We start from the raw sequence: 23,642 nt of genomic DNA on the forward strand, positions 1-23,642 counted from the left end.
AAGTGTTCCTTCATGCAGGAGCGGATCTGCTCGAGGATCTGCGGTGCGTGTCCGGATTCCGAAGCATGCGTCGTCAATCACCACGTGGGCGGAGATGACGGGCGGGCCCGTGGGTCATATGCAGCACTGCATCAGGATTTCGGCGAATTCGTTTCTTTCAGCGCACGAGCGGGAGGGAGATGGTGAAGCACGAGCCCTTGTCCAGGCCGGGGCTGGAAGCGGTGAGTCCTCCGCGATGGGCGTCGATGATGGCCTTGCTGATGGTGAGTCCGATGCCCGATCCTCGCCGGTCGTTTGTGCGTGCCGAGTCGCCGCGATAGAAGCGTTCAAATGCGTGCTGTACCTGGTCCGGGGTCATGCCGTCGCCGGTGTCGGTGACGGTGATGATGGCCTCATCGCCTTCGCGTCCCGCCGCAAGGGTGACTGTTCCACCCGCAGGGGTGTGCCTGTGTGCGTTGGTGAGGAGGTTGCTCATGACTTGGGCGAATCGGACCGGATCGACGAGGGTCTCGAGTCCTGTTGCCTTGCCAACGTCCAGGACCAAGTCGAGGCCCTTCTCGGAGTAGCTCTCACGCACCCCCCCGTAGGCCGCCCACAACAGGTCAGCAATCTTGTGGTGCTGGACGTCGAGGGCGAGGCGGCCTTCTTCGGCTGTGGAGACCGCGGTGATGTCCTCGGCCAGTCGCGCCAGCCGTTCCGTCTGAGCGGTCAACGCGAGCCGAGAGTCATCACCGAGTGCCACGACGCCGTCGTGGAGTCCCTCGTGGTAGGCGCTGAGGGTCGCGATCGGCGTGCGCAGTTCGTGGGCGAGGTCGGACAGCATCCTTCGTCGGGTGTCCTCGACCCCTTCCAGCCGGGCCGCCATCACGTTGAAGGCGCCGGCGAGGGTCTCCAGCTCTGTCCCCGCACCGACGTGTGGCACCCGGGTGGAGTAGTGGCCACGACTCAGTTCGCGGGCGGCGTCGGTCATCAACGCCAGCGGTTGGCGCAGCCGTCGGGCAAGGAACCAGGCCACCGCGGTGGCCCCCGTCAAAGAGATGAACAGGCTCACACCCAGGGCGATGAGCGACGCGTCCCGATAGGCCATCTCGATGTGGACCAGCTCGGGTGTGTTCTGCTGGTGCCCGGCCTGAAGGAGGTGGTCGTGGAAGATCGGGGGGCCGATGACCGCGGCGACGAGCCCAGCGGTCAGTGCCCCCGCAAGCAGTACCAGGATCTGTCCCACGAGCAACCGCGGCGCCAAGCCTCTGGAGAGTGTGTTGACGCGCTTGTTCATCCCGACCCCATCCGGTAACCGATGCCGCGCACCGTGGCGATGTAACGAGCCAGATCGGGGTTGTCTCCGAGCTTGCGTCGCAGGTGAGCGATGTGGACGTCGACCAGGTGCTCGTCGCCGACCCAGCCGCCACCCCAGACGTCCTCGATGAGCTGCGTGCGGGTGAAGGCCATCGAGGGTCGTTGGGCCATGGTCATCAGCAGATCCCGCTCTGTAGGGGTCAGCGGCACTGGCTCCCCCTTCAGGTGAACCTGCTGCCCGAGCGGGTCGACCTGAAGATCGCCGAACACCCATGGGGTTGCCGCAGCGGTGGAGTTGCCGGGGTTCCCGCCCCGGGGGCGACGCAGGACCGTCTGGACGCGTGCCACCAGCTCGCGCACGCTGAAGGGTTTGGTGACGTAGTCGTCGGCGCCCACGGACAGGCCGATCAGGGTGTCCACCTCGTCCGTGCGGGCAGTGACGACGATGACGTAGCAGTCGCTGAAGGTGCGGATCTGGCGGCAGACCTCGATGCCGTCCAGTCCGGGTAGTCCCAGATCGAGGATCACCACGTCTGGGGACTGCTCTCGTGCTGCGTGCACTCCGGCAACGCCGTCGTTCTCCACGGCGGTCTGGTACCCGCTACGGGCGAGATAGGCGGCAATCATCTCAGCCAGCGTCTTCTCGTCCTCGATGACGAGCACCTTCGCCAACGGCTCAACAGGGGGTCGTGTGCTCACGACAGACAGTCTCGCCCGAGGGCCTCGCCGCGACAGACATCAGCGGTGAATTGACGACGATCTTCGTCAAACCTCAACGCGGAGACCACCAATCCATGACGTTCCTCCGAGAGTCTGTCCGTATGCCGGCTGAAGGTCGGCGCCAGGAAGGAGTCTCCCGATGATGTGGAACCAGGGCTGCGACATGATGTGGCTGGGCATGACCGCGGGGGTCCTCACCTTCTGGGTGATCGTCGTACTCGCCGTGCGTGCCCTCTTCCCCGGGCAGAAGAGGGCCGGCTCAGAGCCCCCTCGACCTGACGCCTTGACGCTTCTGGACGAAGGGCTGGCCCGCGGTGACCTGAGCGTCGATGAGTACGAGAAGCGACGTCATCTGATCATTCACGGCCGCTGACGTGCGTCGGCACATCGACACTTGGAAGGGAACTATGAACACCATCACTCGCCGTGGCCTGCTGATCGGCGGCCTCGGTGCCGCCGGCACAGTCGGTTTGGGAGCCTATGCCGCCACCCAGGGATCGAGTCCAAGTACACCGAAGGGCCCGTTCGGTGCCCCGACGCCTGTCTCACCTGACCGTGGCCAGGCGGTGGTGACCAAGACGTTGACCGCCAAGCCGATCACCCTCGACCTGGCGGGCCGCACCGTCTCGACCTGGGGATACGGCGACGCCGTGCCGGGCCCGCTTCTGCGAGCCAACGCCGGCGACTTCCTGCGCGTCACTCTCGACAACCAGCTGCCGGACGAGACCACCATCCACTGGCACGGTATTCGTCTGCGCAACCAAGCCGACGGGGTCCCCGGCATGACCCAGGACCCGGTGAAGCCAGACGCCTCCTACGTCTACGAGTTCACTGCGCCCGACCCGGGCACGTACTTCTTCCACCCCCACGTAGGCGTCCAGCTCGACCGTGGGTTGTACGCCCCGTTGATCATCGACGATCCGAAGGAGCCAGGGGACTACGACACCGAGTGGGTCCTTGTCCTCGATGACTGGATCGACGGAACGGGCACCACACCCGAGCAGGTCCTGGATGAGCTCGTGGCCAATGATTCCGGATCCGGTGGCATGGATGGCATGGACCACGGCGAGATGGATGGCATGAGCCGAGGCACCACGGACGAGGCCGGGCCTTGGGGTGACGCCGGAGATGTGACCTATCCCTACTTCCTCATCAACGGGCGCCCGCCCGCAGACCTTGAGACGCTCACTGCCAAGCCTGGGCAGAAGGTTCGTCTGCGATTCATCAACGCCGCCTCCGACACCATCTTCGCCGTCGCTCTCGGAGGGCATCGGATGACGATCACGCACAGCGACGGATTCCCTGTCCAACCGACCGAGACAGATGCGTTCTACATCGGGATGGGTGAACGGTACGACGCGATCGTCACCCTTGGCGACGGGGCCTTTCCCCTGGTGGCCAAGCCGGTCGGCAAGACCAGCGGTGGCCAGGCCATGGCCCTGATCCGCACCGGAAGCGGCAGTGCACCCGGTGAGGGCGCCAACCCACGAGAACTGTCCGGGAAGGTCCTCATCGGCTCCGACCTCCGACCCACCCAGGCTGCCAAGCTACCCAGCAGGACTGCTGATGCGACCACGCGGCTGACCCTCACCGGATCGATGCAGCCCTACGCGTGGGGGATGAACGGGGCGCCGTTCGGCGAGAACGAACCGTTGACCGTCCAGGCCGGGCAACGACTGCGGATCAACGCCACCAACATGACGATGATGACCCACCCGCTGCACGTGCACGGGCACACCTTCGCCCTGCCCTCCGGGCTCAGGAAGGACACTGTCCTCATGGCCCCGATGCAGTCATTCGCCATCGACCTCGACGCTGACAACACAGGTGACTGGATGATCCACTGCCACAACATCTACCACGCCGAGGCTGGCATGATGATCGCCCTGAAGTACACCACATGAGGCCCCTTCGACGACGTGCTGTCCTTGGTGTCGCTACCGCCGCTGTCGTGGCGTTGCTGGCCGCCTGTTCGTCCACCTCCGAGACCGGGACGCCCCAGTCCGCCGGTAGCCAGTCGTCGACCCCTGCAGGAGGCGCTGCGGCCGAACAGCCCACACCCATGCTTCATGTTCACGGGATCGCCCGACATCCGCTCACCGGCGACCTTCTCGTGGCCTCACACCAAGGCTTGTTCCAGAAGGTCGATGGCAAACTCGCCCGCATAGGGCCTGCCATCGACCTCATGGGCTTCACCATCGACGACGACGGCACCCTGTACGCCTCCGGCCACCCAGCGCCCGGCACCGATCTGCCCCAGCCAGTCGGTCTCATCACATCCCAGGACACAGGCCGGACCTGGCAGGTCGCTTCACTCGGTGGACGCTCGGACTTCCACGCCCTGACGGTCGGCCCAGACGGCGTCATCGGGTTTGACGGAACGCTCCGACACACCAGCGACAACACGACCTGGACCACGCGGGACATCCCCTCGCCGCCACGAGTACTGGCCGCTGCTCCGACGTCGGGGAAGGTGCTGGCCACCACGAGCGCTGGCCTGCTCATGAGCCAGGATCAAGGGGCGACCTGGAGCTCTCTCGACCCACCGCAGACCGCCGTCCTCGTCGCTTGGGCCGACGAAGAGACCATCGTGACCTCGTCAGCCGAAGGAAGACTGGCGACCAGCAGGGACGCCGGCCAGACCTGGACCCTTCATCCCGAGAGCATCGGTCAGGCCGAAGCGCTGTGGGCGGGCCGCACCAGCGACGGGCAGCTGGAGATCATCGCGTCTGTCGATGGGCGCGTGATCAGCACCACGGATGCAGGAACGACCACTCAGACACTGGTTCAGTGACCCGTCGTCGCCGTCCCTGTGCATCATCGGGTGGCCTTCATCCAGACCTTGATGGTCCGTCTGGCCGGACCGGGGGTGGCGCACGATTCGCGCCCGGTGGACAGTCAATTGAGTGAGTTGATCAGCTCGCGGCACGCCTGCTCGCACCGCCGGCACGCCTCGGCGCAGATGCGGCAGTGCTCGTGCATCGAGGCATGCTTCTCGCAGCTGTCGCCGCACGACGTGCACGCTGTTGCGCAGACCTCAAGAAGGGCCCGCGTGACATTGGCGTCATAGCCGGTGTGGCGCGAGAGCGCCGATCCGGTGGTCGTGCAGATGTCCGCGCAGTCGAGGTTGGCGCGGATGCATTTGGTGAGGTCCGCGACCGTGTCTTCGCTCAGACAGGCATCGGCACAGGCAGTGCAGGTCTGGGCACATTCGAAGCAGGCTTGGATGCATTCGGTCCACTTGGCCCTGTCGATGTTCCCCAAGTCCTTCGGGTAGGCCTCGAGCATTTGCTCCACGGTGTGCATGCTTGGCTCCTTCATACGGTCGAGCGACGCGAAGGCCGACCTTGCGGCGCGTAGCGAGTTCGGGAAGTACCCGAGCGAGGTATCCCGAAACACGCGGCCGGTTCGCTGGCCACTCACCAGCACGATTCACGATACCCCGAAGGGGTATACGGTTGAGAAGACACAAGTGAAGGGAGAGGGTATGACAACGGCCAATCGGAAGGTTTGCGCGGTCGCGATTGCTGCTGCTGCAGCAGTCGCGCTGCTTGCAGGGTGCGGAGGCGCTGCTGAGGACGACTCGCCGCAGTCGTCGATGACGTCCCACTCGTCTGCGTCCGGCAGTGAAACGAGTGGGGCAATGGGAGGCCATGCCCACAAGCCCGAGGGCGGGCCTCCTCCGGAGGGTATGGAGAAGGCGAACTCGCCGACGTATCCCGTCGGCACCACGGTGACGCTGACTGCTGACCACATGCCGGGAATGAAGGGAAGCGAGGCGACCATCTCGGGCGCCTTCGACACAACCGCCTACTCCGTCAGCTATACACCCACGGACGGCGGTGAGCGGGTCACGAACCACAAGTGGGTCGTTCGTGAAGAGCTCGAGAACCCCGGCAACGCGCCGCTGGAAGAGGGTACCGAGGTCGTCCTGGACGCCGATCACATGGCCGGCATGGATGGCGCCGAGGCGACGATCGACAGCTCGACCGACGAGACGTCGTACATGGTCGACTTCACGATGGATGGCATGAAGATGACCAATCACAAATGGGTCGTGGAGAGCGAGATCCAGCCACTCAAGTGACCTGAACGGTGAGATGCTGCTGAGTGCGCAGGCAGTGGCAGACGACGCCCTTTTTGCGTTGATCCTCTGCTGCCTCACAGAAGTTTGTTGTCTCCAGGTCAAGAAGGGCGGATCGCGGTGTACGGGATCGTGGCTATGGCGCTGGTAGCTGTGTTCGCTGTGGCGTTCCTGTATGCGCTTCACCGGACTGTCAGTGTGCTGGCCGAGCCACTGACGGTGCTCCCGGCGCAGTCGGGGTGGTTGCCCCAGGAGCATGCGCTCTCCCGATTCCACGCCCGCTGGTATCCCGCCTCCATCGTCTTCCTCGCCTTCGACGTCGAGATGCTGTTCATGTACCCGTGGGCAGTGATCGTGGCCGAGGAAGGGATGACTGCGGTGGTGGAGATGTTCCTCTTCCTCGGAGCCCTGCTCATCGCAGTGACGTGGGCCTGGCGGGAGGGGGTCTTCCGATGGGCCTGATCCGGGTCCTCGCCCATCTGGCGGTCAACTCCACCCGTGTCCTGATCGTCGAGGCACCGGGTCACTGGCTCACGCGCGTGGAGCTCGAGCAGCAGATGGCGCTCCGAGGCTGGCGTGCGGCATGGACGCCGGCAAATGCGGACGTGCTGGCCGTCTGCGGTGTGCCAGGTCCCGAGCTGGCAGAACTCGCGGAGCGCCTGTGGGAGCAGATGCCCGGCCCGCGGGCGCGCGCCGATGTCCTGTCGCCCATAGCTGTGGGCGATGCCCTCGATGCCGCCGCAACGCTTTTGCTCGACATCCCGCATCAGCGGATGGACGCCCAAGCACGGGTGCGAGAGCCTCAGATTCCGGACGATCACGGCCAGATGGACGACGGCGGGCACGAAGGCATGGACCACGGGGACCACGGCGGGCACGAAGGCATGGACCACGGGGACCACGGCGGGATGGACATGGCCCCGGCCGGGATCGCGCTGGCCGAAGGTGGTCAGGACCGGGACGGTCTGGAGATGGATGTCCTGCATCTCCCACTTGGTCCTGTGCTTCCGTTTTGGCCGGCTGGACTGGTGCTGCTCTGCTCGCTACAGGGTGATGTCGTGGTCGATGCCGTGGCGTCCGTCGTCGACGGTGCGGGCCAGGCAGCCAACAGCAAGGAGCCCCAGACCTCACCGGTGCCTGCGTCTGCAGTGCGGTGCGATGGAGTCATGGCGCTGCTGGCGTTGGCCGGGGCGGATGATGCGGCCGCGCGTGCTCGCCGGGCTCGGGACGCCCTGGTGCGTGGCGATCAGGGTGCCGCCCGGGATGCCGTCGAGCGGTTGCACCGCACGATCCTGAGGTCCTGGATGCTGCGCTGGTCCCTGCGGGGGGTACTGGTCCTCGATCAGTCCGATCTGGCACGGCACGACCTGCCGGAGGTTTGCCGAGGAGACGCCCACGACCGCCTGTCGTCCATGGTGGAGGCGCTTCGGACCGAAATCGGCGGCGCAGGTGTGGTGTCGGCCGTGACGGGCACAGTGCCGTGGGAGGCTGTGCCGCAGCTGGTGGTCGGGTTGGAGCTGGCCACCGCGCGACTGGCCGTGGCCAGCTTGGGTCTGGAACCGTTCACGCTCGCCCAGGGGGTGGGGCATGCCTGAAGGTGTGCTGGTGACCATTCCCGTGGGGTGGGCCGTGCTGGCCGGCATCGTCCTGTGCGCTCTGGCTTACTTCGCGGTGGCGCTGGACGCGGTGCTTTCGGCCCGTGAGCGCGGCGTTGGCGGCGGGTGGGCCGCGCCGCTGAGCCGCGCTGCGCGGCTGTTGCGGCAGCGGCGACGCGCCCCCGTGGCCGCGGACATTCTGCTGTGGCGGATCGGTGGCGCCGGGATGTTCATCGGCGCGTTCTTGACGGTCGCGGTCATTCCGATGGGCCGGTGGGTGCTGGCCGATCCCGATGTGGGCATCGTGTGGTTCAACGTCGTCGACGTCATGGTCTGGGCCCTGGTGTGGCTGACCGGGTGGGGCGCAAACTCCGCCCACAGCTTGGTGGGCGGCTATCGCTTCCTGGCCCATGGACTGGCCTACGAACTGCCGCTGATGTTCGCCCTGGTCGCTCCGGCGATCGCCGCCGGCAGCCTGGGTGTCGGGGACGTGGTGGCCGCCCAGGACGGCGCGTGGTTCGTGGTGTGGATGCCGGTCGCCTTCCTCGTCTACCTGGTGGGCGTGACGGGGTTCTCCGTGTGGGGACCGTTTGCTCCCGCGCTGGCAGCGGACATCGCCGGCGGGGTGCTGGCCGAGCTCTCGGCCGTGGACCGTCTCGTCTTTCAGGCTGGGCGCTACCTGTTCCTAACCGCTGGAGCGGCCTTCTCAGTGCCGCTGTTCCTGGGCGGTGGCGCCGGGCCGGTGTTGCCCGGCTGGGCTTGGGTGCTGGTCAAGACCGTGGTGGTGTTGGCCGTGCTGGTATGGCTGCGCCGAAAGGTTCCACTGTTGCGCCCGGACCGGTTCATGGAGATCGGGTGGATGGTGCTGCTCCCGGCGGTCGTGGCCCAGGACCTATTGGTGTCCCTCATCGTCGTCCGGGGAGGGTGACCCGTGCTGATCGGAGTGGCGTTCTGGGTGGTGGCCGTGATGGCCGTGGCCTCGGGCGTGGCCGTGTTCGTGGTGAACTCCATGGCACGAGCCACGTATGCCCTAGCCCTGTCGTTCATCGCCGTGGGAGTGCAGATCCTTCTGCTGGAGCAGGGCTACCTGGGGTTGATCACAATCTTGATGATGGTGATGGAGATGGCGGTGATGGCCGTCTACATGGTGATGTTCATGGGGATGAATCCTGCGCTTATGCCCATGGACATGACCCACGGGAAGAAGACCGCTATCGGTGCATCGGTCGGAGCCTTCGTGCTGCTGGCCAGTGGTTCGCTGTTCATCCCTTGGCCGCAGCGCCGTGGCGCCGCTTCCGAGGATCTCACTCGCGCGCTCGGTCTGGAGATCATGGGCGAGAAGATGCTGGTCATGGCCGTGCTGGGACCGGTCATGGTCGCGACCATCGTGGCCGGGGTGGTCCTGGCTACCCACCGCACCCGCTATGAGCGGTTCGGCGACGATCTGCGCCGCCACCCGGCCAACGACCCCCGACAAGGAGGTGTCGGCCGGTGACCCTCGAGGCTGTGCTGGTGGTGGCTGCCGCCCTGTTTGCGGTGGGCCTGTATGGCGCCCTGTCTCAGCAGGTCGTCGTGATGGTGATGATGGGCCTTGAACTGATGATCAACGGGGTGCTCCTGGCTGCCGCCGGGTTCTGGTTCTTCTTGGCCCCGGACCCGACTGGGCAGGTCCTGCTGCTGGTGGTGCTAGCCGCGATGACGGTGGAGATGGCCATGGGCTTCGCGGTGGCCACGCTGCTGCACCGACGGGCACAGACGGACATGACCGACATGGCCGAGGAGCTGTCCGGATGAGCGGGCCCCAAACTGCGCTGCTGGCGATGGTGGTACTCCCGGCCACCGTGGGTGGCGTGCTCGCCCTCGCCCGCCCGCACCGTGGTGCGGTACCGATCGCGCTGGTGACCTCCGGGCTCACGACTGTCTTGGCGTTCGCCACTGCGCTGGCGCGGCCGGCCGTGTCCTACCCCTTCGTCGCCGGCGCCGACTTTGCCCTGGACGTCGATGCCCTCGCGGCGCTGGTCGTGCCGATGGTCGCCACCGTGACCTTCCTGGTGCTGATCTTCGCGGCGGGAAACATCCGGGAGTCCCGGGCTCGATTCCACGGGCTGATGCTCATCTTCGCGGCGGCCGCCCTGGTCACGGCGACCGCCGCGACCATCCCGGCGCTGCTGTTCGCCTGGGAGGTGATGGGCGCGACCTCCTACGCCCTGATCGGGTTTTGGTGGCGCGACTCCGAGCGTGTCTCAGCGGGGCTGACGGCCTTCATCACGACGCGCACAGCTGACTTGGGCCTCTACGTCGCTGCGGGCGCTGCCCTGGCCGGTGGGGCGGGCATGGCCTTGGCTGACCTGCCGTCCGCGCAGGGGCCGTGGCGGGATGTCGCCGCCGCCGGGATCCTGGTGGCGGCACTGGGCAAGGCAGCGCAGCTGCCCTTCTCCTTCTGGCTCTCCGGAGCGATGAAAGGGCCCAGCCCGGTCAGCGCGCTGCTGCACTCCGCTGCGATGGTCGCCATGGGTGGCTACCTGCTGTTGCGCGTGGAGCCCCTGTTGGCCGCGACCGGGTGGGCCGGTCCGCTGACCGCGTGGGTCGGCGTGCTCACGGCGGTGCTCATGGGGCTGGTGGCGTTGGCGCAGCGGGATCTCAAGCAGTTGTTGGCCGCTTCCACGGCCGCCCAGCTGGGCTTCGTGGTGCTCGCCGCCGGTGTCGGCGCGGTCAGTGGCGGCGTTGGCCACCTGGTGGCGCACGCCTCGGTCAAGGCACTGCTGTTCCTGGCTGCGGGCGCCTGGCTGACCGCGTTGGGGAGCGAGGACCTGACGAAACTGCGGGGTGTCGCCCGTCGGTGGCCGGTCGTGGGGGTGGCCGCGAGCGTGGCGGCGCTGGCTCTGGCCGGGATCGCACCGCTGTCCCTGTGGGCGACCAAGGATGCCGTGCTCACGGCCGCGCTCGAGTCATCCCCGTGGCTCTACGCTGCAGGGCTACTGGCCGCGGCATTGTCGGCGGCATATGCCGGCAAGGTCCTGTGGGCGATCTGGTGGCGCGGTGCCCGCGCCGAAGCGCGGGCCGACCACGCCGGCGAGGTGGGCGCCTGGGAGCAGGCCCCGCTGGTCGTGTTTGCCGTTGGCGCGGTCGTGCTGGGTGTGCTCGTCCTGCCTCCGATCAGTGGCATGCTCGTCGGCACCCTGGGCGGCCACGCTCAGATCCCGACCGTCGAGCTGGCCGTCTCTGCCGTGACCGCAGTGGTCGTGGTGCTGCTGATGCTGCGAGTGCGTGCCCCCGCGCCGAGGTGGGCTCGGCGGTGGCTGGGGCTGGAAGCGGCGGCGCAGGCCGTCGTGGTGCGCCCGTCCTTGACCGTGGCGCACGCTCTGGCGCGGTTCGACGACCACGTCCTGGACCGGGCCGTGAATGCCGTGGCCGGATCGGTCCTCATGCTGGCGCGGTCAGCTGCCCGCGTCGATGACCACGTCTTGGACCGGACCGTTGCAGCCGTGGCCGGGTCGGTCCTCATGCTGGCGCGGTCAGCTGCCCGCGTCGATGACCACGTCCTGGACCGGGTCGTGTCGGCTATCGCTGGCCGGGTTCGCCGACTCGGGCACCTGGCGCGGGCCCCGCAGACAGGGGCCATCCACCAATACTTTCTCCAGACCGTCGCCGTCCTCGCCGCCGGCGCCGTGGTCTGGTCCGTCTACGCCGTGATGGGTTGAGCATGCTGAGTCTGATCGTCTTCCTTCCCCTGGTCGTCGCCGTAGTCGTGGCTACGGTTCCCTCGCTCGGCGCCGCGGCTGCGCGGTGGGTGTGGGTCGCGGTCAGCGCCGTGGACCTGGTGCTCGTCGGCGTCCTCTGGGCCGGGTATGAGGATCCGGGGCCGAACGGGTTGGCGTTCGAGGAGCAGGTGCCGTGGATCCCGGGGGTCGGCAGCAGCTACCACGTCGGCGTGGACGGGCTCTCGTTGCCGCTGGTGGCCATGACGGCGGTCATCTTCCTGGCGTGTGCCGTCTTCGCTCTTCGGGACGGTGAGCGGCCCCGTGCGCAGACGGCTCTCTTCCTGTTCCTGCAGGCCGTAAGTCTCGGGGTGTTCGTGGCTGCCGACCTCATCGTGTTCTTCGTCTTCTTCGATCTGTCCATCGTGGGCATGTACTTCGTCATCGCTGGGTGGGGTCACGGGAATGCCGCCCGTTCGGCACTGAAGTTCTTCCTCTACACCTTCCTGGGGTCCCTCGCCCTCCTGCTGGGCTTCATCGGCCTGTACGTGGCCTCGGACCCACACACCTTCGACATCCCCGAGCTCGTCGCGGCCGCCCCGCTGGAGGACAGCCCGCTGGCCGGAGGACTGGTGCTGGCGGCGATCCTGGTGGGTCTGGCCGTGAAGACCCCCACCGTGCCCTTCCATACCTGGCTGCCCCCCGCCCACACCGACGCCCCGGCCACCGGTTCGGCGGTGCTGGCTGGGGTGCTGCTGAAGATGGGCACCTATGGCTTCGTGCGCATCGCCATGCCGATCCTGCCCGAGGCGTGGCGGGCATGGGCCTGGGTGATCGTGGTGGTCGGCATCGTCTCGGTGCTGTATGGAGCATTCGTGGCACTGGCCCAGACCAACCTCAAACGCATGATCGCCTACACCTCCGTGAACCACATGGGCTACATCGTCCTGGCCCTGGGCGCGGTCGGCCTCATCGCCGGTGACACCGCCCAGGCCCGATCCGTGGCAGTCACCGGCGCGGTTGTGCAGATGATCAGCCACGGGCTGATCACTGCCGCGCTCTTCCTCCTGGCCGGGGTGATGCGCACCCGCGCCGGCACCTACGACATGGGTGCCTACGGTGGCCTGGCTACACCCGCGCCGCGTTTCGCGGCACTGTTCGCGATCGCGGCCTTCGCCTCACTGGGCCTGCCCGGGTTCTCCGGGTTCATCGCTGAGTTCCAGATCTTTGCCGGCAGCATCGCCGTCGCCCCGGTCACCGCGATCGCTCTGCCGGGCATCCTGCTCACTGCCACCCTGTTCCTGCTGGCGCTGCAGCGAGTCTTCACCGGCCCCACGCAGGGCCAGTCACCCGGGTTCGCGGACCTGCACGGTCGAGAGCTGTGGTCGATCGGCCCACTGCTGGCCCTGTCCCTGCTCATCGGGGTGCTACCGCAGGTGCTGCTCGGGGTGATCGAGCCGGCCTCGGCCGCCCTCGTCGACCTGGTCGGCAGGTAACCGTGGACGCCTCGATGCAGATGCGCCCCGAACTGTTGCTCCCAGAGATCATCACCTTCCTCGGTGGCCTGATTGTCCTGCTGGGCGGCTCGTTCCTGCCCAGACACCGGCAGTGGATCGCCCGCGCCGTGGCCGCCCTGGCGCTACTGGCTGCCGCGACCGCGGCGGCCATGGCCATGGCCGGGCCCGCGCAAACCGCATTCTCGGGAACCTTCGCCGCGGACACCGCCACCAGCGCCGCCCGGGTGATCGCCGCGTTGGCCACCCTGCTGGTCCTGGGCGTGGCCTCCGGAGAGATCGCCAACTCCCCGCGCGAGTCCGACACCTACGCCCTGCTGCTCTTCGCCACCACCGGGGTCATGGTTCTGGCCGCGGCCACCGACCTGCTCGTGCTCATCGTCGGATTCCTGCTGGCCAGCATCCCCCTGTACGGGATCGTGGGCCTGACCGGCGGTCGCTCCGGGGCCGAGGCCGCCATGAAGACTTACCTCATGGGCGCGCTGTCCGGGATCCTGCTCATGCTCGGGGTCACCCTCCTCTACGCCCTGACCGGCGCCACCGACTACGCCCAGCTCAAAGACGAACTACCTGGCGCCCCGGCCGCAGCCGTGGGCGCGGGCGTGCTGTGCGTGCTCACCGGGCTGCTGTTCAAGGCCGGCGGAGCGCCCGTCCACTTCTGGATCCCCGACGCCGCACAAGGTGCCGGTGTGACCGCCGCGACCTTCCTCACCACCGTGCCCAAGATCGGAGCGCTGGTGGCCGTTTACCGGCTCATGGCCATGGTCTCTGCCGGGAACGAGTCCTGGCTGGTCGTCGTGGCGGTGCTGGCCACGGCATCGATGTTCCTGGGCAATCTGGCCGCCTACTGGCAGCGCGATCCTCGCCGACTGCTGGGCTGGTCGACGGTCTCCCAAGTCGGGTTCCTGCTCGTGCCCGTGGCCGCCGCCGGCCGCAGCGATCTTGCCCTGCCCTCGCTCCTTTTCTACCTGGCCGCATACGCCCTGACCAACGTTGCCGCCTTCGCAGTGACTGCGACGCTTCCCGATCACCGCGAACTGGACACCTACCGTGGGCTGGCCAGGACCCGGTCCGGGCTCGCACTGGCACTGCTCGTCGCCCTGCTGGGCTTGGTCGGCACCCCGCCCACGGCCGTGTTCGTCGGCAAGCTCGCCGCTGCCACCGCCGTCTGGGACGGCGGACACGGATGGCTTGCCTTGATCGTGATGATCAACAGTCTGCTCAGCCTCTTCTACTACCTGCGCTGGCTCGGCCCCGCTTTCGCACCCCCGACCCAACCCTGTCCGGAGACTTCTCGAACGGACGAGGTCGCGGCTTGGCCTGCGGCGACCGCCGCTGTCGCTGCCACCGCGAGCCTGGGGCTCGGCATCGGTGCAGGATTTCTGTGGGCAGCCTTGGACGGCCCGTCGCTGCTCTAAGAGCCAGTAATCGCCTCCGTGACGGGATCTCACAAGGCCAACGAGGACCGCGGAAGACAAGTCCAAGGAACTCGCCGTCGTCTATCGCGTCAACAAGGTGGGGACGCGTTCATCACCTGCGAAAGCTTGGGCATCTGGATGATCGTCGATGCTATTCTCTTGGCGATGCGAACAAGGATCTACGCGAGCAGGCGCGCGGTGCGATGAGCGGTGCGACGTTCCCGTACCGACGCCGGGTGCACCACGCTCGGGGGGTGCAACTCGCTTCGCGCATCGTCGTGCTCGGGCTCGCGGCGCTCAGCGCGACGGCGCTGGTGATCGCGCGTCTGTGGCCCGTGTACTCCGTGGACTCCGGACCGACGACGTGCCTGTTTCGGATCCTGACAGGGCTGCCCTGTCCGGCCTGCGGGATGACTCGCTCCTGGGTCCACCTGGCCCACGGGGACGTCGCTACGGCGTTCGAGTACAACCTGTTCGGGCCGCCGGGCATGGCGGTAGCGGTCGGCATTGTGGCGTACACAGCGGTCGCGCTCGTGCGGCGGCGGCGTCCGGAACGACTGCTCGACGTCGTCAGCCCGAAACTTGCACTGGGCCTCGTGGCCATGTGGATCGGGTACTCCGTCGTGAGGATGGTCAGTATCGGGATGGGGCAGGAGTACTTCGCGCTGGTCGTCTCGTGAGTCGAGGACGGCGCGTCCATACCAGGCTCGTCCTTGCAAGAGTGCAGTGCGGGAAATTGATGCGGTGGCGCAGCCGCGCTCGGATGATCCCCATCGTGAATGGGCGCATCGAGTGGCGATGATCACCCCACAATCACGGACGGCCCGGAACCGGACGTCACCGAGCCGCACGTTGAGGTGCCGCAATTGACGATTTTGCCGTGCAAGCACCTTCATCCGCTTCGGGCCTAGATCATTCAGCATCTGCTGTATAGTCACCAGATGCTGACCATTAATACCCGGCTGGACGCGATGCATCGTCTCGGCCGTGCACTGGCCGACCCGACCAGATCCCAGATCCTCCTGACCCTGCTCGACAGTCCCGCCTACCCGGCAGAGCTAGCCCGGGACCTGGACCTGACTCGCTCGAACGTGTCCAACCACTTGGCCTGCCTGCGCGACTGCGGCATCGTAATTGCTGAGCACGAGGGCCGCAGGATGCGCTATGAAATCGTCGACTCACATCTCGCAGAGGCACTGGCGGCGCTGGTCGACATCACCCTGGCTGTCGACGAAAGCTCCCCATGCATCGATCCAGGCTGCTTGGTCCCGGACTGCTGCGCAGGAGAGGTGGACGCCTGATGCTCACCACGACACTCCAGGCCATCGGCCTGTTCATGGCCACCAACATCGACGACATCATCGTGCTGTCACTCTTCTTCGCTCGAGGCGCGGGCCAGCGCGGCACCGCCACCCGCATCCTGGTCGGCCAGTACCTCGGGTTCGCTGGCATCCTCGGCGCGGCAGTGCTGGTGACCATCGGAGCCGGCGCCTTCCTGCCCTCCGAGGCCATTCCCTACTTCGGGCTCATTCCCCTCATCCTCGGTCTCTGGGCTGCATGGAACGCCTGGCGCGGCGACGATGATGATGACGACGCGAAGGTCGCTGGCAAGAAGATCGGCGCGTGGACCGTCGCCGGTGTCACCTTCGCCAACGGCGGAGACAACATCGGCGTCTACACCCCCGTCTTCCTCAGCGTGGATCCCCTAGCGGTCGTCGCCTACTGCATCGTCTTCCTCGCGCTGGTCGCCGTCTTGGTCGCACTCGCCAAATTCGTCGCCACCCGCCCACCAATCGCTGAAATCCTCGAACGCTGGGAACACATCCTGTTCCCCATCGTCCTCATCGGCCTCGGCATCGTCATCCTCGTCACCGGCGGAGCATTTGGTCTCTAGCAATGAACGAGACCGGTCAGGTCCGTCCGGTGGTGGTCCGGCACAGGATCGTCACCGCATTACCCTCGGCTCAGTGACAGACGTCACCGAGCCACCCAAGCAGGGCAGCCTCGGTGTCGCGTCTGACGATGGTCTCCGAGGCCGCGGCACACTTTCATTCTCGTGTTGCGAGGGGTCGGCGAATAGATCATGCGCGGCCACGCCGTCGAGCGGCCAAGCGGCTGGTGCGCCCCGCTGTCGGTGGCGCCCTCTAGCCTCTTGTTGAACCCCAATGGCGGAGAGGCGAACCGTGCAGCACCTGATGTACAACCTGAAGCAGCAGAAGAAGGGTGCCGGGACTGGGCCTCCTAGTGACTACCGCCCGCCTGACGGCGCCGGCCCAAAAGGAGCTGTTCGGCTTCCAGCCCACCATCCGGGTTCTCTCGGACCAAAAGTTCCTGAAGTGGGTCCGTGGCTCCCGACGCCGCGCTCCGTACAAGGTGGACGGCCGGCGACCGCCCAGCCCAGAGCAACGTGTGCCAGCGGACACTTCGTGTGATGACTTTCCCTACTGACTCAAGGCGGGCCTTCGGCCCGCGCGCCCGCCGCCGGCGGGCGCTCCGGTAGGGACCCCCGCGCTCCGGGCTCGTTCCTCGCCCTCCGCGCACCCCCACCTCCGCGCCCTTGGCGTCGGCACGCAGACATGGGTCGAGCCCGGACCATCACCCCGGGCGGGCAACGATCCGAGCTCGTCGAGAACCGGTCAAGGCCGTAACTGGTCAGGTGGTCCAGGTATGTCCTCCCGGACATGCGGTACCCAAGTGGTCGAGGCTGGCGACCCTGACCGAACCTCGACGTGCTCTTCTCTGCTCCGCTATCGGGGCGATGGGCCTCCCTGGCGCTTGGTACCCCCGTGGTACCCCCTTCGCGCACGAAGCCACTCCCCCGGCACCAAACGCAGCGCCTGCACCGGCTGCATCCGGGCACCTGATGACGACGGTCGTGCTCGTAATGAGAAGGTCGTCGGTTCGATTCCGACAGGCGGCTCCACGCAAGGCCCCCGAGAAATCGGGGGTCTTCGTCATTCCCGGCCCCGGTGCCGTCATGACCGCTCTCCCGCCGCGTCCGAGTTGGTACCCCCGTGGTCCCCTCCGCGCTGTGGTTCCCCGCGGCGTCCTGCTTCCGTGGCCGTCGCGGTTTCATTCACGACCCTGCGGGTAGCCATGAGGGACCACCAAGCACGACCAACTTCTGGAGGTTGCCATGGGCACCATCACGATGCTGCTGGCCGGCACTGCCGGCCACGTCCTCGTAGGTGACCTGCGCTTCGCGGCGCCTCCACGTCCTGCAAGGAGAGCCGCATGACTGAGATCCCACCGCCCCCGCCGTTGGACCCCACGCGCCGGCCCGAGCCGCCGCAGACGGCCTTCCCCTCCCACGGCTTCGACGAGCCGGACCGTACGCGCGACGTCGCCAAGGACGAGGCCACCACGGTCGCATCCGATGCGAAGGACAGCGCGCAGCAGGTCGCGAGCACCACCAAGGAACAAGCGGCCGAGGTCACCCAGGAAGCCAAGACCCAGGCCCGCGCCCTCTACGACCAGACCAAGGGCGAGATCGGTCAGCAGGCCACCGACCAGCAGGCACGGGCCGCGAGCGGGCTGTCGACGCTCGCTGACGAGCTGAGCACCATGGCCGAACGCTCCGACGGCGGTATGGCCGCCGACCTGGCCAGGCAAGCGGCCGATCGGGCCCACACCGCGTCGCAGTGGCTCGAGCAGCGCGAGCCCGGTGACGTGCTCGCCGAGCTCACGAGCTTTGCCCGCCGTCGCCCGGGCGCCTTCCTCGCGGGCGCTGCAGCCCTCGGGTTCGTCGGCGGACGCCTCGTCCGTGGTCTCGCTGACGACGCCCGGGACGACTCCGGCGACGACGGCGTGCCCGCTCCCCCTTCGCCCGGCACCGCTCCCACCGGCGCCGTGCCGCTCGCGACCGTCCCGGTCAGTGCTGTCCCCGTGGCCGACCCTGGCTTGGTGGAGCCCACCGTCGGGATCGGCGAGGTGCCCGGCACGGCCGTGCCCGGCACCCCCGGCGGATCCGCGCTCCCCCCGCCGCAGGAGGGCCGATGACAACCAGTCACGGCGCCGGCAGCGGCGAAGAGGCGTTGACCGGCCGCCCCCGCGAGTACGCGCACGTCTCGGACGCGGTGCCCGAGCCAGAACCGCTCCGTGGAGCGCACGAGACCTACGCGAAGGGCGAGGTCGGGTCGATCGGCCAGCTCGTGGGCGACATCGCAGGCGACATGTCGGTGCTCATCCGTCAGGAGGTCGCCCTGGCCAAGGCGGAGGCACAGCAGTCCGCGAGCCAGGCGGGCAAGGGCGCAGGGCTCCTCGGTGGCGCTGGGCTGGCGGCTTGGTTCGCCCTGTTGTTCCTCTCGATCGCGCTGTGGTGGGCCCTGGGCTCATGGATGGACAACCGCGGCTGGGCGGCCGTCATCGTCGCCATCATCTGGGGCATCCTCGCCGCGATCCTCGCGGTCAGCGGGCGCGCCCAGCTCAAGCACGTCAAAGGATTGCCGCGCACGGTCGAGACCGCCAAGAAGGTCCCGGACGCGCTCAAGGGAAACGAGGATCACGCATGACCAGCAACGACCCCGACCAGATCCGAGCTGAGATCGAGCGGACCCGGTCCGACCTCAGCACCAACGTCGACGCCCTGGGCGAGGCGGTCACCCCCGGCAACATCGCCCGTCGGCAGGCCGACAAGGTCAAGGGCGGCATGACCGGCTTGAAGGACAAGGTCATGGGGGTGGACGACCCGACATCGCCGACCGTCGCGGAGCGCGGGAGCGACCGGGCCGACGAGGCGCGCCGCCAGCTCAAGAGCAAGACCAGGGGCAATCCCATGGCCGCAGGGCTCATGGCCTTGGGAGCCGGGTGGCTGCTCGGCTCGCTGCTGCCGGCCTCCGAGAAGGAGAAGCAGGCCGCAGTCACCGCCAGGGAGAAGGCCGCGCCGATCCTCGACGAGGCGAAGTCCATGGCCCAGGAAGGCGCCGAGCACCTCAAGGAGCCGGCTCAGGAGGCGGCCCAGTCGCTCAAGGAATCGGCGCAGGACGCTGCCGAGACCGTCAAGGCCCAGGGCCAGCAGGAAGCCGACAAGGTGAGCACGAGCGCCGCCGAGTCACGCGACGCAGTGCAGCAGCACCAGCAGCGACCGGACACCAACGTCTGAGCGATCTGACGAGCCGTAAGGTCAGCACGGGCCGCGCACCAACAGGTGCGCGGCTCGTGGTGTGAAACCACTCAGTCGGGGGTAGAGACGCTCTCGGGCAGGAGCTGCGAGCACGCAGGTCGTCTCCCCTGCGCCGAGAGGAGAGGGATGACCGAGCGATCGCCAGTGCAGGCGGGTGCCGTCGACACGGGCGAGGACGGGCCGATCACGGTCGCCTCCGTCCCCGCCTCGCACGTCTACGTCCGGCACATCGCCGCGCTCGACGGGGAGCCGACCCACGTCCAGCGCTTGGCGGACCCGGACCCGGACGTCCCCGGCCGCTCCACCATCGAGAAGTGGTGGCCACCGGTGATGCTGGACCCGGCGTGGCTGGCTGAGGCGGAGTACGACCTGCTGCACGTCCAGTTCGGCTTCGACGCGCGGGACCCCGAGGAGCTGCGCGAGGCGATGTCCGTCGTACGGGGGCGGGGCGCCCCCTTCGTCTACACGGCCCACGACCTGCGCAACCCGCACCACCCCGACAGCACCACCCACGGGCGCCAGCTCGACGTGCTCATGGAGTACGCGGACGCCGTCATCACCCTCACCCCCGGCGCCGCCGACGAGATCCGTCGCCGGTGGGACCGGGAGGCGATCGTCCTGCCGCACCCGCACGTCGTCGACTTCGCGACCATGCACGAGCACCGCACCCGCAGGATGCAGCTGGGGTCGCGGGAGGAGTTCCGTGTCGGCCTCCACATCAAGAGCCTGCGGGCCAACATGGACCCGATGGCGATCCTGCCGGTCCTCGAGGAGACCGTCGCCGGGCTGCCCGGCGGGGTGCTGCAGCTCAACGGGCACCGGGACGTGCTCGACCCGGACGGCAACCGCCGCGACGCGGTGCTCGCCGCCCACCTCACCGAGGCCGCGGACCGAGGACTGCTCGAGCTGCGCGTGCACGACTACTTCGACGACGACGCCCTGTGGGCCTACCTCGGCTCGCTCGACGTCTCGGTGCTGCCGTACCGCTTCGGCACCCACTCGGGGTGGCTCGAGGCCTGTCGCGATCTGGGGACAGCGGTCGCGGCGCCCACCTGCGGGTACTACGCCGAGCAGGGCCCGGTGCTGTCCTACGAGCTGGACGAGGACGGCTTCGACCCCGAGACCCTGGCGCGGGCCATCACCCGTGCCCACGAGCAGGGGCCCGTCGCGGCGCTCACCGTCGACGAGCGCCGCCGCCAGCGCACCGAGATCGCCGCGGCCCACGAGTCCCTCTACCGGCGGTTGCTCCGATGAGCCGCCCGCGCCGGGGACTGCGCATCTGCCTCATCGCCTCCAGCCGGTTCCCCGTCCGGGAGCCCTTCGCCGGAGGCCTCGAGGCGCACACCCACGGGCTGGCGAAGGAGCTGCGACGTCGGGGACACCGGGTGACCCTCTTCGCCCGGTCCGGGTCCGACCCGGACCTGGACGTCCATGAGCTGCCGCTGGCCCTCTACGCCCCCGACGAGACGGCCCGCAAGGACGTCGCCGCCCCGCCGGAGATCTGGATGGAGGAGCACCACGCCTACCTCGGACTGATGCTGGACCTGATGCGCAGCGGGCGGAGCACCTACGACCTCGTGCACAACAACAGCCTCCACCACCTGCCGGTCGCCATGTCGTCCGCGCTCCAGATCCCCGTCGTCACCACCCTTCACACGCCGCCGCTCCCCTGGCTGACCTCCGCCGCGCAGTTCGCGGGGCCCAACTGCCACTTCGTCTCCGTCAGCACGGCCACGGCGAGGGCCTGGGCGGACGTCGTGCCGAGCGCCGCGGTCCCCAACGGGGTCGACCTCGACCAGTGGACGCCCGGGCCGGGTGGCGGGCCCGCGATCTGGTCGGGACGCATCGTCCCGGAGAAGGCCCCGCACCAGGCGATCCTCGCGGCGCGCGGGGCCGGAATGCCGCTGCGGCTGGCCGGTGAGGTGCTCGACAACGGCTACTTCGCGCGCGAGGTCGAACCGCTCCTCGGCGACGACGTCGAGTACGTGGGTCACGTGTCGCACCGCGAGCTCGTCGGGCTCGTCGGGCAGGCTCGGGTCGCTCTCGTGACGCCGGCCTGGGACGAGCCCTTCGGTCTCGTCGCCGCCGAGGCCATGGCGTGCGGCACGCCCGTCGCGGCCTTCTCCCGCGGCGCCCTCACCGAGCTCGTCACGCCCGAGACCGGTGCGCTCGCCGACGCAGGCGACGTCCCGGGCCTGTCGGAGGCCATCAGGACCGCGGTGGCGCTGGACCGGCACGAGGTCCGGCGCGCGGCAGAGACCCGCTTCTCCCACCGAGCCATGGTCGACGGCTACGAGGACGTCTACCGCGACGCCCTGGAGGCGGCCGGCGCGTGATCGGCTACTACGTGCACCACCAGGGCTCGGGGCACCTCCACCGGGCCCATTCCGTCGCCGCGGCGTGGGGCGAAGAAATCACCGGACTGTCGACCCTGCCTCGGCCCCCGGGGTGGCCCGGGGAGTGGGTGCAGCTCGCGGACGACGCACCCACGGACGGAGCCGAGGGGTGCACGGACGTGACCGCCGACGATCACCTGCACTGGGTCCCCGTCGGGCACCGCGGCCTGTCGGAGAGGATGTCGCAGCTGTCGTCCTGGCTGGACGCAGAGCGCCCGAGCCTCGTCGTCAGCGACCACTCCGTCGAGGTCACCCTGCTCGCCCGGCTGCACGGCGTCCGCGTCGTCGGCGTCGTCCTGCCCGGCGCGCGGTCCGACCGTGCGCACCTGCTCGGATACGGGGTGTGCGACGCGCTCGTCGCGATGTGGCCCGAGTCGGCCGGCATGTCGACCGGTCTCCCGTCGGAGCTGCACTCGCGCCTGCGCTGCCTCGGCGGGCTCTCCCGGTTCGCCCCCGTGTCGCCGCCGACGCCCCCGGCGGGCGAGCCGGTGCGGCCACACGTCGTCGTCCTGTGGGGTCGCGGCGGTGACGGCCCGCCCGCGCGGGACCTGGCGGCGGCACGCGAGCACACACCCGGGTGGACCTGGACGGTGCTCGGCGGTCAGGACTGGGTCGACTCCCCCTTCGCCGTCCTGCGCTCCGCCGACGTCGTGCTGACGCACGCGGGGCAGAACGCCGTCGCCGAGACCGCCGCCGCGCGCCGACCGGCCATCGTCCTCCCGCAGCCGCGGCCCTTCGACGAGCAGGAGGCGATGGGGCACGCCCTGCGGGACGAGCAGTGGCCCGCCCTCGTGCTCGCGTCCCTGCCCACCGACCCCACGCTCTGGGCGGGTCTGCTCGAGCGAGCCCGCGCCCTCGACGGCGAGCAGTGGCGCGGCTGGTGCGACGGCGGCGCTGCCGAGCGCTTCGCGCGCGTCCTGCGCGAGGTCGACGCGGCATGACCGTCGCGACGATCACCATCGTGCACGGTCGCCGGCGCCACCTGGCCAACCAGGCGCAGACCCTGGCGCGCGGCACCCGCCGGCCGGACCACCGCGTGGTCGTCGCCATGGACGACCCGGACCTCGAGGTGCCCGGCGCGCGGGTGCTCCACCTGCGCACCGGTTCGCCCGAGCTCCCGCTCGCCGCCGCCCGCAACCTCGGGGCGCAGGAGGCGCGCGAGCTCGGGGCCGAGGTCCTGGTCTTCCTCGACGTCGACTGCCTCGCGGGAGCGGACCTCGTGGAGGCGTACACCGCGGCAGTGGCCGACGAGCCGGACGTCGTGTGGTCGGGACCGGTGACCTACCTGCCTCCGCCTCCCCCGGGCGGGTACGACCTCACCGCCCTCGAAGGGGCGGACGCGCCCCACCCCGGTCGTCCGGCACCCGAGCCCGGCGAACGGCTCCCCAACCCCCGTCCCGAGCTCTTCTGGTCCTTGTCCTTCGCGCTCGCGCAGGACACCTGGTCACGCATCGGCGGGTTCTGCGAGGAGTACACGGGCTACGGAGGGGAGGACACCGACTTCGGGCGACTCGTGCTCGAGCGCGGCGCACGCCACGGCTGGGTCGGCGGTGCGCGGGCCTACCACCAGCACCACGAGGTCGAGTCCCCGCCCGTGCGTCACCTGGACGCCATCCTGCGCAACGCCGCGGTCTTCCACGAGCGGTGGGGCGAGTGGCCGATGACCACCTGGCTGCACCAGTTCGCGGACCTGGGCCTCGTCGAGTGGCGCGACGGCCGGTGGCAGCGCGCCCGCGGCTAGGGGCGCGCGTGCCGACCCGTGCGGCCGGTGGGACCGGTAGCGTCGCCGATGACGCCCC

At 68.7% G+C, this 23,642-nt stretch carries 25 protein-coding genes; 22 read left to right on the top strand and 3 right to left on the bottom strand.

The window, feature by feature from the left end; all coding sequences use genetic code 11:
* Positions 1–157: 157 nt before the first annotated feature.
* Both V3C34_RS16670 and V3C34_RS16675 read right to left on the bottom strand, forming a co-directional pair.
* Positions 158–1,276, bottom strand: a complete 1,119-nt coding sequence (locus V3C34_RS16670; RefSeq protein WP_068326519.1) for a sensor histidine kinase — start codon at positions 1,274–1,276, stop codon at positions 158–160.
* Entirely contained in the window at positions 1,273–1,968 is a 696-nt protein-coding gene (locus V3C34_RS16675; protein WP_346007698.1) for a response regulator transcription factor, read from the bottom strand. Before V3C34_RS16675 ends, V3C34_RS16670 begins: the two co-directional genes overlap by 4 nt.
* 187 nt (positions 1,969–2,155) lie before the next feature.
* On the opposite strand from V3C34_RS16675, the gene V3C34_RS16680 reads away from it, so the two are divergent.
* From V3C34_RS16680 to V3C34_RS16690, 3 genes are all read left to right on the top strand, one after another.
* Positions 2,156–2,389, top strand: a complete 234-nt coding sequence (locus tag V3C34_RS16680) for an SHOCT domain-containing protein (protein ID WP_068326527.1) — start codon at positions 2,156–2,158, stop codon at positions 2,387–2,389.
* Positions 2,390–2,423: 34 nt separating this feature from the next.
* Complete coding sequence (locus V3C34_RS16685) at positions 2,424–3,920, top strand: multicopper oxidase family protein (RefSeq protein ID WP_346007699.1); 1,497 nt, start codon at positions 2,424–2,426, stop codon at positions 3,918–3,920.
* Positions 3,921–4,078: 158 nt separating this feature from the next.
* Positions 4,079–4,810 (top strand): F510_1955 family glycosylhydrolase, encoded by a 732-nt coding sequence (locus tag V3C34_RS16690; protein ID WP_255218317.1) that lies wholly within the window; start codon positions 4,079–4,081, stop codon positions 4,808–4,810.
* 104 nt (positions 4,811–4,914) lie between these two features.
* Here V3C34_RS16690 and V3C34_RS16695 read toward each other — a convergent pair whose 3' ends face one another.
* Complete coding sequence (locus tag V3C34_RS16695) at positions 4,915–5,322, bottom strand: four-helix bundle copper-binding protein (protein WP_068326538.1); 408 nt, start codon at positions 5,320–5,322, stop codon at positions 4,915–4,917.
* A 181-nt stretch (positions 5,323–5,503) separates the two neighbouring features.
* Between V3C34_RS16695 and V3C34_RS16700 the strand changes: the two genes are divergently transcribed.
* The 19 genes from V3C34_RS16700 (at position 5,504) to V3C34_RS16790 (ending at position 23,584) form a co-directional block, all read left to right on the top strand.
* Complete coding sequence (locus V3C34_RS16700) at positions 5,504–6,103, top strand: YdhK family protein (RefSeq protein WP_346008575.1); 600 nt, start codon at positions 5,504–5,506, stop codon at positions 6,101–6,103.
* A gap of 117 nt (positions 6,104–6,220) precedes the next feature.
* Entirely contained in the window at positions 6,221–6,562 is a 342-nt protein-coding gene (locus V3C34_RS16705; protein ID WP_346007700.1) for an NADH-quinone oxidoreductase subunit A, read from the top strand.
* Complete coding sequence (locus tag V3C34_RS16710; protein WP_068326543.1) at positions 6,553–7,695, top strand: hypothetical protein; 1,143 nt, start codon at positions 6,553–6,555, stop codon at positions 7,693–7,695. The genes V3C34_RS16705 and V3C34_RS16710 overlap by 10 nt, the downstream gene beginning before the upstream one ends.
* Positions 7,696–7,705: 10 nt before the next feature.
* Positions 7,706–8,623 (top strand): complex I subunit 1 family protein, encoded by a 918-nt coding sequence (locus tag V3C34_RS16715; RefSeq protein ID WP_255218318.1) that lies wholly within the window; start codon positions 7,706–7,708, stop codon positions 8,621–8,623.
* 3 nt (positions 8,624–8,626) lie between these two features.
* The gene (locus V3C34_RS16720) at positions 8,627–9,190 is read left to right on the top strand and encodes an NADH-quinone oxidoreductase subunit J (protein WP_346007701.1); all 564 of its coding nucleotides are present in this window, start codon (positions 8,627–8,629) and stop codon (positions 9,188–9,190) included.
* Positions 9,187–9,489 (top strand): NADH-quinone oxidoreductase subunit NuoK, encoded by a 303-nt coding sequence (locus tag V3C34_RS16725; protein WP_068326552.1) that lies wholly within the window; start codon positions 9,187–9,189, stop codon positions 9,487–9,489. Before V3C34_RS16720 ends, V3C34_RS16725 begins: the two co-directional genes overlap by 4 nt.
* A 56-nt stretch (positions 9,490–9,545) precedes the next feature.
* Positions 9,546–11,396, top strand: a complete 1,851-nt coding sequence (locus tag V3C34_RS16730) for a proton-conducting transporter membrane subunit (RefSeq protein ID WP_346007702.1) — start codon at positions 9,546–9,548, stop codon at positions 11,394–11,396.
* Between the two features lie 2 nt (positions 11,397–11,398).
* Positions 11,399–12,889: a complex I subunit 4 family protein gene (locus tag V3C34_RS16735; protein ID WP_068326558.1), complete on the top strand. Its 1,491-nt coding sequence runs from the start codon at positions 11,399–11,401 to the stop codon at positions 12,887–12,889.
* A gap of 2 nt (positions 12,890–12,891) precedes the next feature.
* Positions 12,892–14,325 (top strand): NADH-quinone oxidoreductase subunit N, encoded by a 1,434-nt coding sequence (locus V3C34_RS16740; RefSeq protein ID WP_346007703.1) that lies wholly within the window; start codon positions 12,892–12,894, stop codon positions 14,323–14,325.
* Between the two features lie 254 nt (positions 14,326–14,579).
* Positions 14,580–15,005: a DUF2752 domain-containing protein gene (locus V3C34_RS16745; protein WP_169701967.1), complete on the top strand. Its 426-nt coding sequence runs from the start codon at positions 14,580–14,582 to the stop codon at positions 15,003–15,005.
* Positions 15,006–15,266: 261 nt separating this feature from the next.
* On the top strand, positions 15,267–15,626 hold the full coding sequence (gene cmtR / locus V3C34_RS16750; protein ID WP_346007704.1) for a Cd(II)/Pb(II)-sensing metalloregulatory transcriptional regulator CmtR: 360 nt from the start codon (positions 15,267–15,269) through the stop codon (positions 15,624–15,626).
* The gene (locus V3C34_RS16755; protein WP_346008576.1) at positions 15,623–16,219 is read left to right on the top strand and encodes a cadmium resistance transporter; all 597 of its coding nucleotides are present in this window, start codon (positions 15,623–15,625) and stop codon (positions 16,217–16,219) included. The genes cmtR and V3C34_RS16755 overlap by 4 nt, the downstream gene beginning before the upstream one ends.
* A 1,340-nt stretch (positions 16,220–17,559) precedes the next feature.
* Positions 17,560–18,324 (top strand): hypothetical protein, encoded by a 765-nt coding sequence (locus V3C34_RS16760; protein ID WP_346007705.1) that lies wholly within the window; start codon positions 17,560–17,562, stop codon positions 18,322–18,324.
* Positions 18,321–18,836 carry a phage holin family protein gene (locus V3C34_RS16765; protein WP_082807369.1) on the top strand — a complete coding sequence of 172 codons (516 nt, stop codon included), beginning with the start codon at positions 18,321–18,323 and terminating at the stop codon, positions 18,834–18,836. Before V3C34_RS16760 ends, V3C34_RS16765 begins: the two co-directional genes overlap by 4 nt.
* A complete protein-coding gene (locus tag V3C34_RS16770) occupies positions 18,833–19,426 on the top strand; it encodes a DUF3618 domain-containing protein (protein WP_068321200.1) in 594 nt (197 codons plus the stop codon). The genes V3C34_RS16765 and V3C34_RS16770 overlap by 4 nt, the downstream gene beginning before the upstream one ends.
* A 147-nt stretch (positions 19,427–19,573) precedes the next feature.
* A complete protein-coding gene (locus V3C34_RS16775; protein ID WP_346007706.1) occupies positions 19,574–20,701 on the top strand; it encodes a glycosyltransferase family 1 protein in 1,128 nt (375 codons plus the stop codon).
* Positions 20,698–21,783 (top strand): glycosyltransferase family 4 protein, encoded by a 1,086-nt coding sequence (locus tag V3C34_RS16780; RefSeq protein WP_338537565.1) that lies wholly within the window; start codon positions 20,698–20,700, stop codon positions 21,781–21,783. The genes V3C34_RS16775 and V3C34_RS16780 overlap by 4 nt, the downstream gene beginning before the upstream one ends.
* Positions 21,780–22,784, top strand: coding sequence for a glycosyltransferase (locus V3C34_RS16785; protein ID WP_346007707.1), 1,005 nt, complete (start codon positions 21,780–21,782; stop codon positions 22,782–22,784). Before V3C34_RS16780 ends, V3C34_RS16785 begins: the two co-directional genes overlap by 4 nt.
* Positions 22,781–23,584 carry a glycosyltransferase family 2 protein gene (locus tag V3C34_RS16790; protein ID WP_068426172.1) on the top strand — a complete coding sequence of 268 codons (804 nt, stop codon included), beginning with the start codon at positions 22,781–22,783 and terminating at the stop codon, positions 23,582–23,584. The genes V3C34_RS16785 and V3C34_RS16790 overlap by 4 nt, the downstream gene beginning before the upstream one ends.
* The last annotated feature ends 58 nt before the right edge of the window (positions 23,585–23,642 follow it).

This window comes from Janibacter terrae (genome assembly GCF_039636765.1).
GTDB lineage: Bacteria > Actinomycetota > Actinomycetes > Actinomycetales > Dermatophilaceae > Janibacter > Janibacter terrae.